At 37.1% G+C, this 15378-nt stretch carries 13 protein-coding genes and 1 pseudogene; all 14 read left to right on the forward strand.

Annotated features, from left to right (window positions below; genetic code table 11):
• Positions 1–89: 89 nt before the first annotated feature.
• The 14 genes and pseudogenes from JCM9152_RS06355 (at position 90) to JCM9152_RS06415 (ending at position 15171) form a co-directional block, all read left to right on the forward strand.
• Complete coding sequence (locus JCM9152_RS06355) at positions 90–1256, forward strand: glycosyltransferase family 4 protein (RefSeq protein WP_035342227.1); 1167 nt, start codon at positions 90–92, stop codon at positions 1254–1256.
• Positions 1219–2352, forward strand: a complete 1134-nt coding sequence (locus JCM9152_RS06360) for a glycosyltransferase (protein ID WP_081727927.1) — start codon at positions 1219–1221, stop codon at positions 2350–2352. The genes JCM9152_RS06355 and JCM9152_RS06360 overlap by 38 nt, the downstream gene beginning before the upstream one ends.
• Positions 2297–3409, forward strand: a complete 1113-nt coding sequence (locus JCM9152_RS06365) for a glycosyltransferase family 1 protein (RefSeq protein WP_035342228.1) — start codon at positions 2297–2299, stop codon at positions 3407–3409. The genes JCM9152_RS06360 and JCM9152_RS06365 overlap by 56 nt, the downstream gene beginning before the upstream one ends.
• A 21-nt stretch (positions 3410–3430) precedes the next feature.
• The gene (locus JCM9152_RS06370) at positions 3431–4327 is read left to right on the forward strand and encodes a glycosyltransferase family A protein (RefSeq protein WP_035342233.1); all 897 of its coding nucleotides are present in this window, start codon (positions 3431–3433) and stop codon (positions 4325–4327) included.
• 24 nt (positions 4328–4351) lie between these two features.
• Complete coding sequence (locus JCM9152_RS06375; protein WP_035342377.1) at positions 4352–5422, forward strand: EpsG family protein; 1071 nt, start codon at positions 4352–4354, stop codon at positions 5420–5422.
• 14 nt (positions 5423–5436) lie between these two features.
• Positions 5437–5583, forward strand: a complete 147-nt coding sequence (locus JCM9152_RS22575; protein WP_156314981.1) for a hypothetical protein — start codon at positions 5437–5439, stop codon at positions 5581–5583.
• Positions 5580–6193 (forward strand): annotated as a pseudogene (locus JCM9152_RS06380) (sugar transferase). Before JCM9152_RS22575 ends, JCM9152_RS06380 begins: the two are co-directional and overlap by 4 nt.
• Positions 6190–6840, forward strand: coding sequence for an acetyltransferase (locus tag JCM9152_RS06385; protein WP_035342235.1), 651 nt, complete (start codon positions 6190–6192; stop codon positions 6838–6840). The pseudogene JCM9152_RS06380 and the gene JCM9152_RS06385 overlap by 4 nt, the downstream one beginning before the upstream one ends.
• 22 nt (positions 6841–6862) lie before the next feature.
• Entirely contained in the window at positions 6863–7987 is a 1125-nt protein-coding gene (locus JCM9152_RS06390) for a DegT/DnrJ/EryC1/StrS family aminotransferase (protein WP_052015677.1), read from the forward strand.
• A 17-nt stretch (positions 7988–8004) separates the two neighbouring features.
• A complete protein-coding gene (locus tag JCM9152_RS06395; RefSeq protein ID WP_035342238.1) occupies positions 8005–9144 on the forward strand; it encodes a glycosyltransferase family 1 protein in 1140 nt (379 codons plus the stop codon).
• The gene (locus tag JCM9152_RS06400; protein WP_035342242.1) at positions 9141–10328 is read left to right on the forward strand and encodes a glycosyltransferase; all 1188 of its coding nucleotides are present in this window, start codon (positions 9141–9143) and stop codon (positions 10326–10328) included. Before JCM9152_RS06395 ends, JCM9152_RS06400 begins: the two co-directional genes overlap by 4 nt.
• A 3-nt stretch (positions 10329–10331) precedes the next feature.
• The gene (locus JCM9152_RS06405; RefSeq protein WP_035342244.1) at positions 10332–11369 is read left to right on the forward strand and encodes a glycosyltransferase family 2 protein; all 1038 of its coding nucleotides are present in this window, start codon (positions 10332–10334) and stop codon (positions 11367–11369) included.
• A 179-nt stretch (positions 11370–11548) separates the two neighbouring features.
• Complete coding sequence (locus tag JCM9152_RS06410; RefSeq protein WP_035342247.1) at positions 11549–13093, forward strand: lipopolysaccharide biosynthesis protein; 1545 nt, start codon at positions 11549–11551, stop codon at positions 13091–13093.
• Positions 13094–13146: 53 nt separating this feature from the next.
• Entirely contained in the window at positions 13147–15171 is a 2025-nt protein-coding gene (locus tag JCM9152_RS06415) for a right-handed parallel beta-helix repeat-containing protein (protein ID WP_035342250.1), read from the forward strand.
• Positions 15172–15378 lie beyond the last annotated feature (207 nt).

Below are 15378 nucleotides of genomic sequence, written 5' to 3' on the forward strand. Positions count from 1 at the left end.
ATTCTTTTTTCAGTAATGATTTAATGGAAGTCATTAATGAAAAGAGAAGGTCAATTAAATGGAAAAGTAACCGAAAGAGGTGAATAAGTTTGAATAACAAAAAAGTGTTATTTTGTGCAACAGTCGATTATCATTTTAAAGCTTTTCATTTGCCTTATTTGAAATGGTTTCAAGACCAAGGCTGGGAAGTTCATGTTGCAGCAGAAGGTTCAATGTCATTACCGTATACGAATAAGAAGTTTTCAATACCGATTCAACGTTCACCCTTCCGTCTATCTAATTTCAGGGCGTGTAAACAGTTAAAGGACATCATTGAACAAGAACAGTACAGAATCATTCATTGCCATACTCCATTAGGTGGGGTTCTTTCTCGTATAGCTGCAAAGGGGATTCGAAAATCTGGAGCAAAAGTTCTTTATACCGCTCATGGCTTTCATTTTTTTAAAGGGGCGCCATTAGTTAACTGGTTGTACTACCCAATTGAAAGAATTTTGTCTTCACAAACGGATTGTTTAATTACGATTAATCAAGAGGACTACGAATTTGCATCGAAACACCTTACACAGGCAAGAACATTAAAGCATGTACGAGGAGTAGGTGTGAATATGAAAAAATACCGCCCTCTCGATGAAAAAGAGAAATGGTTGAGGCGTTCACATTTTCATTACACTGAAGATCAATTCTTAATGATTTATGTAGCTGAATTTAACCGAAATAAGAATCATCAGTTTTTGATTCAAGCATTTGCACATGCAAAAGATGAGCTTAGTGGAGCTCGCCTTTTGTTTGCTGGGGAAGGACCGTTGTTAGAGAAGTGTATAAAGTTAGCAGAACAGCTAAAGGTCAAGGATCGAATCGACTTTTTAGGTTTTCGAAATGATATAGATCAACTCCTTCCGATATGTGATATCGCTTTATCTGCAAGCTTACGTGAAGGGCTTCCGGTCAATATTTTAGAAGCGATGGCTTGTGGTTTGCCTATAATAGCTACAAATAACAGAGGGCATCGTGAACTTATAACTGCGAATCAAAATGGTTTTTTAATAGGTGTTTCACAAGTTAAATTGTTTGCAAAGAAACTCATTACTCTTTACGGCTCAGTGGAGTTGAGAGAACGATTTTCTGAGCACAGTTTAGAGTTTGTTCAACCCTTTTCACTTGAACACGTGCGGCGAGAAATGGATGAGGTTTATTTACATTTTATGATGGAGGATACACATGCAACCGAAAATCAGTATTATCGTGCCTATTTATAATCGTGAAAAAGAGTTAGCTCGTTGCTTACAATCATTACTGAAACAAACGTTTAAAGAGATTGAGATTATTCTTATCAATGACGGATCAACAGATGATAGCGTAGAGCTGATCCATCATTATGCTGAGAAAGATGAGCGGATTGTCGTCATTAATCAAAATAATAAGGGTGTTTCAATTGCTCGAAATCAAGGTCTATTAATGGCAAAAGGAAAATATGTAGGTTTTGTTGATTCAGACGATTGGGTAGAGCTTACGATGTATGAACGTTTATTTCAAATAGCTGAGGAAAGGGAAGCGGACGTTGTCATGTGTTCATATGTGCGAGAGTTTCTAGGTGGTTCAAAAGAGAAGCAGCTCTCTGAACAGAAAATCATTCATTTACAAGGAAAGCAAGTTCAAACTAATTTACTGAGGCGCTTAATTGGCCCTATTCGTCATGAATTAGGACAACCTGAAATGCTTGATGCATGGGGGACGGTTTGGTCAAAGCTTTATCGAAGAGATGTCCTACGCATCAGTCAAGCGACCTTTGTTAATTTAGACGAAATTGGAACGAATGAGGATACTTTATTTAATATGCAAGTTCTCACTTGCGCACAAAGCTTTGTTTTCTATAACCAACCTTTTTACCACTATTGGAGAGGAAATGATAAATCCGTTACAGCCATTCATAAATCAAATTTATTAGTAAAATGGAGATGTTTATTTCAACATATAGAACGTATCGTCAATGATAGATGTAGGCAGGAGGTCGTCTATCAATATGCGCTGCAAAATCGAATTAGTATGAGTGTATTAGGATTAGGGTTGAATGAAATTTATGCGAAGAATCGTACACATGATAAAAAAATAAAAAAAATAAAGCGTATATTACATGACGAGCAAATACAACGAGCCTTGAAAACGTTAGATTTTCGCCATTTCACATGTATATGGAAGCTCTTTTTTTTCTGTGCGAAATACAAGTTCAGCACCTTTTTTTATATTATGTTACATGGTGTGGAAATGATGAGAAAAAGAAAAGGAGGGAGGGACGAGCTTGGAGCCAATACGAGTTCTACAAGTCGTTACGATTATGAATCGCGGTGGACTTGAAACAATGCTTATGAATTACTATCGCCGAATTAATCGTGAACGTATTCAATTCGATTTTATTGTTCATCGTGAGGAAGAAGGTCATTATGATCAAGAAATTTTAGATTTAGGTGGCCGTATATATCGAATGCCATCAATACGGCCTGGTCAGTATCGTACGTATTTCACTAAGCTAGAGTCATTTTTTCATGAACATCAATATGTTATTGTACATTCACACATTAATGAAAATAGTGCATTTATTTTGAAAATAGCAAAAGAAGCAGGAGTACCTTGCCGTATTGCCCATAGTCATTTAAGTGATTTAGCCATTGATTATAAGTTTCCGTTTCGAATATATGCACGAAGGGTGTTAAAAAATCAACCTACAACGTATTTTGCCTGTTCGAAAAGAGCTGGAGAATGGCTTTTCGGTAAGGAGATAGCCACGAAGGATATAAAGGTTCTTCACAATGCTGTCGATGTAAATAAATTTGCTTATGATCCTCTAAAGAGAAAAAACAAAAGAGAGGAGCTAGGGGTTCAAGGGAAATATGTCATTGGTCATATTGGTCGTTTTAATAGACAAAAAAATCACAAATTTTTAATCGAGGTTTTTAAAAAGGTTTATCAATGCAATCAACATGCAGTACTTGTTCTTGTCGGTGACGGTTCATTAAAAAACAATATTGTTGAAAAAGTAAGGAGAGCTGGAATAGAAGAAGCTGTCTTTTTTTTAGGCGTCAGAGACGATATTCCAGATCTAATGTTGGCTTTTGACCTTTTTTTGTTCCCTTCTCTATTTGAGGGGTTACCGGTTGTGTTAATTGAAGCACAGGCAGCTGGATTGCGTTGTGTTGTTTCTGATGCGATTACAAAGCAAGTGAATGTGACGAATCGAATTGATTTCTTTCCATTATCTCGCTCTCCGTCTCAATGGAGTGAGCACTTACTTTCGGTAACAGGCGGTCATAAGGATATGAGCGAGCAATTAAGAGAGAACCAATATGATACGTATTCAATGGTTGATTGGTTAACGGGATATTATTTAGCCGAGGCCAATCGGCAGTCAGTGTAGCAATGAAGGAAGGAAGTTTATATGGATGCTATATTAACGATTTTCACTCCAACATACAATCGTGCTTATATCCTGCACGAATGTTATGAAAGCTTAAAAAGACAGACCTCACATGAGTTTGTTTGGTTGATTATTGATGATGGCTCCACTGATGGAACGGCTGAGTTAGTGAGGAAGTGGATTCAAGAAGAAGCTATGATCATTCGCTATCATTATCAGGAGAATCAAGGTATGCATGGAGCCCATAATACAGCATATAAGCTTATTCAAACGGAGTTAAATGTTTGCTTAGATTCTGATGATTATTTTGCTGATGATGCTGTAGAAAAAATCGTTTCCTTTTGGCATAAATTTGGAAGCGAACATTATGCAGGAATCGTTGCATTAGATGCTTATCCATCAGGAGAAATTGTCGGCACATCACTTCCGCGTTCGATGAAAGCAGCGACGCTATCAGATTTATACATGAAGCACAAAGTGAAAGGTGATAAGAAGCTTATTTATCGTACAGAACAGACGAGTAAAACACCACCATATCCAATTTATGAAGGGGAAAAATATTGCCCGCTTAGTTACAAATATATTTTAATTGATCAAATTTGCCCATTACTCATTATGGATGAAGTCGTTTGTTACGTTGAATATTTGAATGATGGTTCTAGCTTAAATATGGTACAGCAATACCGAAAGAATCCTAGAGGGTTTTCTTTTTTTCGGAAAGTAGCGATGAAATATGCACCAACATGGGATGAACGCTTAAGGGAAGCTATTCACTATGTGTCTAGTAATCTCTTTATTCGAAATCATCGCTTTTTAATTGAATCGCCATGCAAATGGACGACGTTGTTAGCGATACCATTTGGTTTTATTCTTCATCTATACATTCGGTTAACTCGGAGGCAAACTGTAATGAAGTAATTAGACTTGAAAGGAAATGATGATGTGACGGTTCTATATGCGAATGTATTTTTCGTTTTTGTATTCTCCTTATTGGCACGTTTTTTAGCTGAGCCTGATTCATTGTCACCTGCAACTGTAAAGCCCAATAAATACTTTGCTGGATTAGCGGCATCCTCACTTGTGCTCGTTGCTGGGTTAAGAAGCAATATTGGAGATACATATTACTATATTCATTCGTATGTCACAAATGAATACACATGGGAAGAAATTGACTTTACTGGTGATTTCGGTTTTAACCTTTTGCAAATGGTGTTGCAGCAAATTTCTCGAGATCCACAGCTGCTCCTATTCATTACAGCTTTCTTGACGAATGTTCTTATTACAATGACTTTATATCACTATTCACGTTTATTTGAAATTAGTATGTATGTCTATATTACATTAGGCTTTTTCCTTGTTTCAATGAATGGGATTAGACAATACCTTGCAGCTGCCATTTTGTTTGCTGCGACAACCTATATCATTCAAGGAGCATGGAAGAGATATTTTGTGATTGTACTAGTTGCTTCTACTATTCATCAAACAGCACTTATTATGATACCTGTTTATTTTATTGTACGAAGTCCAGCATGGTCAAAAATGACAATTGTTTTGATTCTTGGTTCTGTTGCGTTAGTCATTGGTTTTAATCATTTTATGGATATTCTTTTTCGTGTAATTGAGGATACGCAATATGGTGGATATGAGGATTTCCAGGAAGGGGGAGCGAATAGTTTACGAGTCCTCGTTGCAGCTGCCCCCATATTATTAGCGTATATTGGACGTGAACGACTACAAGAACTGTTTCCGAAAAGCGATGTGATCGTCAATATGGCGCTCATTAGTTTATTATTTATGCTGATTTCGACACAAAATTGGATTTTTGCTCGATTTTCAATTTATTTTGGCTTATATCAGCTGATTCTTGTTTCGTGGGTCGTCAAAGTATTCGCTCAAAAGGATCAGCGCTTGATCTATTTTGGGATAGTAATTTGTTATTTTATTTACTTTATTTATGAGCATGTTGTTACGTTAGACATTATTTACCACAGTCCATATTTACCATTTAAATGAAATTAGGAGAATATATGAATAGTAAACAATTAGAAGAATTATTATTGAAGATTTACGATATGGGTGAACAACAAAATGTGAAAGTAAAGGAAGTGATGACTCAGATCGCTCAGGAGCTGAATCACGTTAGGTTGATCTCTGGAAAGGAGAAGGAAGAATGATTAAGAGAATGTTAGATATTGTAGTAGCGATTACATTATTAATCGTGCTTTTTCCAATTGGTGCGATCATAACTTGCCTTATTAAATGGCAATTAGGTAACCCTATTTTTTTTGTTCAGAAGCGTCCTGGTTTAAAAGGAGAGCCTTTTTATTTGTATAAATTTCGTACGATGAGTCACATAACCGATGCAGATGGTGAACTGCTAGAGGATGCAAAGCGGTTAACGACATTTGGAAGATTATTAAGAAACACGAGCTTAGATGAACTACCTCAGCTTTGGAATGTAGTAAGAGGCGAATTGAGCATTGTTGGACCGAGACCGTTATTAATGGAATATTTGCCATTGTATTCGACTGAACAAATGAGAAGCATGATGTAAAGCCAGGAATTACAGGATGGGCACAAGTGAATGGACGTAATCAACTAACCTGGGAGGAAAAGTTTGATTTCGATCTTTGGTATGTAGATCACGCTTCTTTCTGGTTAGACTTGAAAATAATAGGCATGACTTTACTGAAAGTAATCAAGCGTGATGGGATTAATCAATCTTCGAATCTGCCGATGGAGCGATTTCAAGGAATGAAATCGTCAAGTGGTGATGTTGGATGAAATTGTTCATTGTCGGACATGGTGGACATAGTAAAGTTATTGCTGATGTGGCTATTCAAAATGGTTATGAGATCGCAGGTTACGTAGATGATAAGTACGAAATAGAAACAATAGAAAATGAGCTTATACTCGGTCCAATTTCTGCTCTACATAAATATCTTAAGACTGAAAAGGAGACAAAGGTTGTTATTGCGATTGGCCATAATGCGCTGAGACAAGCAATGATGGAAACATTAGCGTTGGATAAAAATCGATATGCTACATTAATACATTCGAATTCTTGGATTAGTCCACAAAGTGAATTGGGGCATGGAAGTGTGGTCATGGCGAATGCAGTTATTCAAGCGGGATCTATTATTGGTGATCATGTCATTATTAACACGAATGCGATTGTAGAACATGATAGCGCAATAGGTAATTTTGTTCATATTGCTCCTAGTGCAACATTAACAGGAATGACTACGATACAAACAGGAGTACAAATAGGTGCAAGTGCAACTGTACTACCTGGAAAGACGGTCGGAGAGTGGGCCATCGTTGGAGCTGGTGCAACTGTTATACACGATATTCCGATGTACTGTACAGCTATAGGGGTTCCTGCGAAAATTAAGCAAAAGGAAGGCGATTCGATTGTCAAAAGATCATAGAATTTATCTATCTCCTCCTCATATGTCTGGTGAGGAATTAGCATATATTCAAGATGCTCTGCAGTCCAACTGGATTGCTCCATTAGGCCCTCATGTTAATCATTTCGAGAAGGAAATTGCCGAATATGTAGGTGTAAAGGGAGCAGTTGCGGTTAGTTCAGGGACGGCAGCCATCCATTTAGCACTACACGTCATAAATGTAACGAAAGGAGACCTCGTATTTTGTTCAAGCTTAACGTTTGTGGCGAGTGCTAATCCTATTTTGTATCGTGGAGCGGAGCCAGTCTTTATTGATGCAGATCCCGAGACATGGAATATGTCAACGAGTGCACTGGCAGATGCATTGGCCGAAGCGGCTCATGTAGGACGTTTACCAAAAGCAGTTATTGTTGTTCATTTATATGGACAAGTGGCGAACATGAGTGAAATTTGTTCTCTATGTGACCAGTATGGAGTTCCAGTTATAGAGGATGCAGCAGAGTCATTAGGGTCAACTTATGAACAAAGGCATAGTGGCTCGATGGGGTTATTTGGTGTTTACTCATTTAACGGGAATAAAATTATTACAACATCTGGCGGTGGGATGCTCGTTTCTCATGATCAACAGGCACTAGAAAAAGCTCTATATCTAGCAACACAAGCAAAAGATCCAACAGAGTATTATCAGCATCGAGAGCTTGGTTACAATTATAGAATGAGTAATTTATTAGCGGCGGTCGGAAGGTCACAGCTTAAAGTGTTAAAAGAACGTGTTCATGCACGAAGAGCTGTTTTTCAGAGATATGTTGAACAGCTCGGTGATATAGCAGGGTTCATTTTTACGAAAGAGCTGGAAAATACTCGCTCGAATAGATGGTTAACGACGTTACGAGTGGATCATTCGAAGACTGCTTTTCGGGTTGATGTCATTAGACGAACGCTAGTAGCACATAATATCGAAGCACGTCCAGTATGGAAGCCACTTCATTTACAGCCAATGTTTAGCGGTGTGAAGTATTATCCTCATGAGAAAGGGATGGATGTTTCACAGCATTTGTTTCAAACAGGTATTTGTTTACCATCTGGATCGAACTTAAGTCTTAGGGATCAAATGCGAATCGTTCAATGTATTAAAGAGACGATTTCGTTCGAAAAAATAGCTTTCTAAATGAAAAGGAGAAGATAATGGGACAGTCAGATAAGCTTTCCGTTCTGCATGTGGTTGGAGCGATGAACCATGGTGGTACGGAAAAGATGCTCATTGATATATATCGAAACATGGACCTTCAACATATTCAGTTTGATTTTATTACATTTAGTGGTGATAAAGCATACTATGATGATGAAATTAGACAGCTAGGAGGTCGTGTCATTCGTGTTGTCAATCATCTGTCAATTATAGAAATGAAGTATATTATGGAAATGTATGGACCGTATGACATCGTTCATGCCCATACGTTATTTCATTGTGGCTTAGTGCAAATAGCTGCTCGACTCGCAGGGATTAAGGTGAGAATCTCACATGCTCATACAACTGATGATGATCAGGAGTCATTAATGCGAAGACTGTATACAGCTGTTATGAAACCGACGATTCAATTGTTTTCCACATATACGCTCGCTTGTAGTCAGCAAGCAGGGCGTTTTTTATTTGGCGAACGCATGATAGAAATAAGGAACAACTATCAGCTTTTTCCAAACGTGATTCATTATCAAGATTTTATGGAAGAACCGGCGGAGGAAGTACAAGCATTTAAAAAGCAACTTGGTATTGAACATCGATTTGTTATTGGACATGTAGGCCGGTTTATTGAACCGAAAAATCATTCTTTTTTGCTTGATATATTAGCCATTTTACGAAAGCGAAATATGGATGTGGTGTTGTTACTAGTTGGTGATGGAGTATTAAAAGAGGAAATAGAGCATAAGGCACAAAAGACCGGATTGGAAGAGTATGTTCATTTCACGGGCATTCGTGAAGATATTCCAACGATGCTTCATAGTATGGATTTATTTGTGTTTCCATCCATGTATGAAGGGCTAGGAATGGTGCTATTAGAGGCACAAGCAGCAGGAAAGAAGTGTCTTGTTTCAGAAGCTATACAACCGGAGGCCGATCTACAAATTGGCCAAATGGTAACGTGTTCATTGGAATCAGGAGCCGAAGAATGGGCTGAAACGATCATGGAAATGAGAGAGCCGGAAACGATTGATTTAAGTAGGATTGAACAAGCCTTTATTGAAAAAGAGTATACGTTAGATGCAGGTGTTAACCGGTTGAGGAAGCTTTATATACAGGAAAACCAAAAGAAGGTGACCGTGTGAAGAAAGTTCTTATTTCTTCTTTTGATCTAGAAATTGGTGGTGTTGAGAGAAGTTTAATTAATTTACTACATGAATTTAATTATGAAGAGCTCCAAATCGATCTAATGCTGTACCGTCATCATGGAGATTTCTTTCATTTATTACCTGCTTCTCCTCGTTTATTACCAGAACGATTTGAGTATTGTTCCTTTCGAAAATCGATAGGAGAATTGATGAAAAGTGGTCATTGGTTGTTCGCTTTAACGAGAATATTAGCAAAGGTAGAGGCGTCTGCTTATCGATCTGCTGAAAGTGGATATAAACAAATGCAATATATGTGGCGCAATGCGCGAGTATTGTTGCCAAAATGCAAGGAGTCTTATGATGTTGCGGTTAGTTATTTATGGCCGCATGATTTTGTTGCATTCAAAGTGAAGGCAACTAAGAAAGTCGCTTGGATCCATACCGATTTTGAAACCGTTGATACTGATGTTCCATGTGATTTAAATGTGTGGAAAAGATTTGATTTCATTATAGCGGTTTCTGAAGGTTGCCGCGCTGCATTTATATCAAAATATGCAACTTTGGCTAAAAAGGTTCATGTATGTGAAAACATCGTATCAAAAAAGATGATTACCGAATTAGCGAAGGAAGTTATAAGCGGTGAGATGATAAGTGACCCTCGTTTTAAAATGGTCACAGTAGCAAGGTTGTCATATGCCAAGGGAATTGACCGGGCTATTAAGGTATTAAGTGAGCTACGTCATAAAGGGTATGATTTTGCCTGGTATGTTGTTGGCTATGGTGGTGATGAAGAGCAGTTAAATAAGTTAATCCAACAATATCGTATGGAAGATTCCTTCTTTCTCATTGGAAAGAAACTAAATCCGTATCCTTATATAAAGGCAGCTGATCTGTATGTACAGCCATCTCGATACGAAGGAAAAGCGGTTACGGTAACGGAAGCGCAGATTCTCGGCAAGCCTGTTCTTATTACAAATTATCGTACAGCTAGAAGTCAAGTAAATGAAGGGGTGGATGGTATCATCTGTGACCAATCGGTTGAAGGAATAACGTCTGAAATTATTAAATTATATGAAAATAGACAATTGAGGCATTCGCTATCAGAAGCTTGTTTGCAAAATGGTTATGATTATTCAGATGAAATGGATAAATTGTACAAATTGCTTGGTGTGGAGGTGTAGATTTTGCAGCAAACGGAAGTAAGTATCATTATACCAATTTATCAATCAGAGCGTTATTTGCATAGGTGTTTGACTAGTGTTGCGAATCAAACCTTTTCCAACTTCGAGCTTCTGCTCGTTAACGATGGATCGACGGATGGCAGTAGTAGAATCATGAACGAATGGGCGAACAAAGATGATCGAATTGTCGTTATAGAACAAGACAATACTGGTGCATATGCTGCGAGAAATAAAGCGTTGCAGGTGGTGCGCTCTCCTTTCGTTATGTTTATTGATAGTGACGATTGGATTGAAAAAACGATGATTGAGGTACTTATTAGTCTGATGAAGGAGCATCAAGCTGATATCGTCCAATCCCATTTTTATTATGCAGATGATGAGAGGCTTACTCTTGATCAACGCTATATAAAGAAGCAAGAGATCATGATCCTATCTAATCAAGAAGCGATGAAAGAGCTTGTTGTAAATGAACGGGTCAAAAATTTCACATGGGGGAAATTATTAAAGACATCACTCGCTAAAAAGGTTCCTTTTAAAGAAGGTGTGAAGTTTGAAGATGTCTTTTGGGCACATAAGCTCATGAAACATGTTAATCGCTTTGTCTTAAGTTCTAAGCCACTTTATTATTATTATCAACGTGAAGATAGTTTAGTCCATGACTATACGTTGGAAAATCTGAATATCATTAATGGTTTAAAGGAAAGACAAGCGTTGTTAGAAAGATATTACCCCACTCTTTTACCTGATTCATATAAGTTGATGCTCACAACGATATTTAGTCAATACAGGTTGTTGTATATTCATCGAAGAAATCTCGATCCGAATGGGGAAGAGCGAAAAAAGCTCTATACGTTTGTTAAACAATCAAAACGGGAGATGAAGAAAGCAGTGGAGGAAAACCGGGATTTACTCATTTCTTTCCATTTTTTTTGTGTTCACCCATTTTTACTGTTTGCATATTTGTTATGGAAAAAAGGCCTTCGAACTTTACGTATTATTCGAGTTCCGAAAAGTTTAAAAGTCTTTAATTCTGTAAAGTAAAAAAAGTATATTCCTAATGAAGATAGGTAATGGAAAGCTGTTGCTAGTCAAATCAAAGGTACTGAAAAATTGATTTGTTCTATTTCAGTTGCCTCAAGAGAAGTGAGGATGAGAAATGTGAAGGTTCATTTAAAGTTTAAACAACAAATAAAGCAAGGAGAAATAAGAAGGGCTTTGCGATGAGAACGACACATTCAATAAGGAATATAACGATCATGCTTGTTTCACAAATCATCCTTGCTCTACTGGGTTTCTTTTCTAGGAAAGTATTTCTTGATACATTAGGAATTGAGTATTTAGGATTGAGTAGCCTGTTAACGAATGTTCTTGCGATGCTTGCTTTAGCTGAAAGTGGAATTGGAATGAGCATTATCTATCAGTTATATAAGCCATTAGCTGTTGGGAATCATCGTAAAGTGATTGCGTTAATTCAATTATACAAAAGGGCTTATCTTCTTCTAGCTGTTCTCGTCCTACTTTTAAGTTTGTCTTTACTTCCGTTTTTACCGATGTTGATGAATGATACCGAGCCGATTCCTTATTTAACTGTCATCTTCCTTTTATTTGTGGCTAGAAATATGGTGTCTTATTTAAATGCCCATAAATGGTCGCTCATTCAAGCAGATCAGCGTGGGTATGTGTTATTGAGAATTGACCTAATCTTTCAAATGATCACAACCTTTATAAAGGTATTTATTCTCATATGGACGGCAAATTTCATCTTGTATTTAGTTGTTGAGCTTATTATGCTGATCATCCAGCAACTTGTAAATGGTTCAATTGTTAGAAAAAGGTATCCGTACATCCATACAAAGAAAAAGTATTCGCTAGATTCTGAAACAAAAACAAGCCTTATTCGAAACGTTAAAGCATTGCTGCTTCATAATATCGGAGGATTTCTCATATTTGGAACCGATCATATTTTGATTTCTTCCTTTATTAGTGTGGCAACAGTTGGGTTGTATTCGATCTATACATTAATCCTTCAGCAAGTAACTGGACTTGCTAATAATATCATTCATAGTGTGAGTGCGAGTATTGGGAATTTGATCGCGACAGAGGATTCAGAAAAAAATTATGCTATTTTTAAAACGATATTTCTTATTATTTTCTTTATCTATTCGATTTCGGTTGTTTTGTTATTTAATGTTATCGAGCCTTTTATTAGTTGGTGGGTAGGAGCAGAATATTTATTGGAAACGACCGTTTTAATTGTGATTTTACTTAACTTTTATTTAACAGGAATGAAAGCTGCGATCGCGATATTCAAAAAAACAGCGGGGTTATTTGTTCAAGACCAATATGCTCCAATTATAGAAGGAGGGATAAATTTAATCATCTCACTCATATTAGTGCAATACATTGGGCTGATGGGCGTTTTTATTGGAACGACATTTGCAACCCTTTTAACTGTATTTTGGACACAACCAGTTATTGTTTATAAACATGTATTTAAACGTTCAGTGTTTTCTTATTTTATATCGTATAGCCGGTTTGGTCTATTGACGATATTTATGTGTAGTCTAACCAACTTCGTCTGTCAATTTTTCATTGAAGGATATGATCTTATGTCCCTTATAAGTAGGGCATTGATCTGCCTTACACTTTCTGTTCTCATATATGGTCTAGTATTTTTACGAACACCAGAAATGGTTATGCTGATACAACTTGTGAAAAAAATAAGAGGGGGAAAAGCCTTATTCATACAATCCAATTCAATGTAACGCCCGTTCGTGTCATCGTGATGTTCGTAATGATACTGATTTGTTGTGGCTGTATGAAAGAAGAGACACTTGAAGAGCAGCATGAAGATGTATATGTACTTGAATTAGATGTTTGGAATATTTATGATGATGGTTCAAATCCTGAAGAAACGACTAGTGGGATAAATGAAGCTCTTAAGTGGGCTCAAGAACAAGGCTATTCAACAGTGAAAGTACCAAACGGTGTTTATACAATTCAGGCAAAAGAGCCATATGATCCAGCCGGCAGAATTAATATGGTCAGTCATATGACACTGTTGTTGGAAGATGAAGTTATTATTCAAAAAGAGGAAAATGGATATGAACGTTATGAACTGTTATATATTGGCCCATTAGTTGAAAATGTCACCATTCAAGGTGGCACCTTTGTCGGTGATCGTAATAATCATGATTATTCAAACAAAGATCACGAGCATTCGCCAGGCACACATGAAAGTGGATACGGTATTTTAATGGAAGGTGCAAAAAATGTCACAGTTGCTAATGTGAAGGCGGAGCAATTTACGGGAGATGGTCTTGCTGTTGGCGGTAAAGCCACTATAATTGGACAGTTTCAAGAAAGTGATTTTGAATTTGGGGCGTTCAATGAGCAAGGAGAAAAGGTAGAAGATGAGACTCAAATTAGAACGAAGAATTGGCTTAATCTAGACCACGAAGTTCTCGATACCGAACGAACCATCCAGCTCGCACGTCCCAAAGGTTTATTAAATGACAAGTTTGCACACCTTTATTTTTACGATCACGAAGGTGTGTTTCTACACAGGGAACGCAACCATGAACTTAATTGGAGCTTAACAGAAGTTCCAGAGGAAGCGAATTATGTTCATATTGTCTTCGAACAAGAGGAGTTGACTACATTTAGTGTAGAGCTGTATGTGAAAACTATCTCAGAAAATATTCGGATATATGATTCTGAATTTGCTTATAATCGTCGGCAAGGAATTACTGTTGGAGGTGTTGACGGGATCGAGATTTACCAAAACATTCTTCACAATATGAACGGAATAGCTCCACAATCTGGTATTGATGTGGAAGCGGGCTTTTTTCCGAATCATGATGTCGTTATAAGGGAGAATGATTTTCATAGTAATGCTGCCTACGATTTAATTTTGTTTGATGGTCGCAACGCTGTCGTTGAACAAAATTATTTTGGTTCGATTGGGGCAGTTGGGTTGGCTATTTCACCGCCTTTTTCAGAGGCAGTGATACAAAGGAATGTGTTTGATGGCTCGAGTATTCATGCCAGTCATTATGCTGATTTTTATCAAAATCGAATGTACAATTCAATGGCTCTTTTCACGGGGCCAGAGATATTGATTGATGGTTTTGAATTAGAGAATTCTCAGCTAGTGTTTAATAGTTATACTCCATATGGGATTACGGGAAAGAATATTAAAATGACACATGAGCAAGAAGGGCAAGGGCTAGTCATAAACGGAGAACCGATCCTTTTGCAAGATGTGACAATCATAGGTGAAGGTGAATTAAGGAATGTGAGTGGAAATGTTCGTGATGGAAGTATATTCGAACGATTATCGGTTCTTGGTTATAACGGGTATTATGGGATTGATTTACCACGTGGGAAGTATGTAGACTGTCAATTTGAAGCTGGGACTAGTGGAGATGGTGAAATTTATTTTAACCTCGATGGTCGCTATCAATTTGAACATTGCTCCATAACGACGAATGGTAGAGCGATTGTAATTGACCACCCTCAGTCTGAGTTGATGATACGCAATTCTGACCTAGTTATTAAAGGGGATGGTGAAGCCATTAAGGTACACTCTGCTAATAAAATAGCAGTAGAAAGTAATCGGATAGAGGCTAAAGCGTTAACGAGAGAGGTCAGTTTAATTGAAATTCTTCCAACAAGTGAAGTGAGCGAAACAGATGTTTTTTTACTAGGAAATCATCTTATTTCGAATATGAAAACACCGGGAATTGATATAAGTAGGGAAGCGTTTGAAAGTCAATCGGTTGATATTTCTAATAATCAATATACAAATACGTATATATATATGAGAGAGAGTGATGAATAAGAAAATGTGTCATTTGACATTTTTATTAACAAGGATATAGAAAGATAATCGGACATAGAAAAAAAGTAAGAAATAATAGAAAGACTATTGACAGGTACTAGAAAGAATGATAAATTCTTTATAAAGAACAAAGAAAACAAATTTATACCTTGAAAAAGAACAGACGGGTATAAATTTTTTAGGGGGATTCGTTCTTTATTTAGAACG

Source organism: Halalkalibacter hemicellulosilyticusJCM 9152 (genome assembly GCF_000513115.1).
Lineage (GTDB): Bacteria > Bacillota > Bacilli > Bacillales > Bacillaceae_D > Halalkalibacter > Halalkalibacter hemicellulosilyticus.

Excerpts from the sequence above, each read along its gene's own strand:
- JCM9152_RS22575 (WP_156314981.1), top strand. The coding sequence starts at position 5,437 with ATGAATAGTAAACAATTAGAAGAATTATTATTGAAGATTTACGATATG.
- JCM9152_RS06415 (WP_035342250.1), top strand. The coding sequence starts at position 13,147 with ATGAAAGAAGAGACACTTGAAGAGCAGCATGAAGATGTATATGTACTT.
- JCM9152_RS06360 (WP_081727927.1), top strand. The coding sequence starts at position 1,219 with ATGCAACCGAAAATCAGTATTATCGTGCCTATTTATAATCGTGAAAAA.
- JCM9152_RS06395 (WP_035342238.1), top strand. The coding sequence starts at position 8,005 with ATGGGACAGTCAGATAAGCTTTCCGTTCTGCATGTGGTTGGAGCGATG.
- JCM9152_RS06410 (WP_035342247.1), top strand. The coding sequence starts at position 11,549 with ATGAGAACGACACATTCAATAAGGAATATAACGATCATGCTTGTTTCA.
- JCM9152_RS06385 (WP_035342235.1), top strand. The coding sequence starts at position 6,190 with ATGAAATTGTTCATTGTCGGACATGGTGGACATAGTAAAGTTATTGCT.
- JCM9152_RS06390 (WP_052015677.1), top strand. The coding sequence starts at position 6,863 with ATGTCTGGTGAGGAATTAGCATATATTCAAGATGCTCTGCAGTCCAAC.
- JCM9152_RS06370 (WP_035342233.1), top strand. The coding sequence starts at position 3,431 with ATGGATGCTATATTAACGATTTTCACTCCAACATACAATCGTGCTTAT.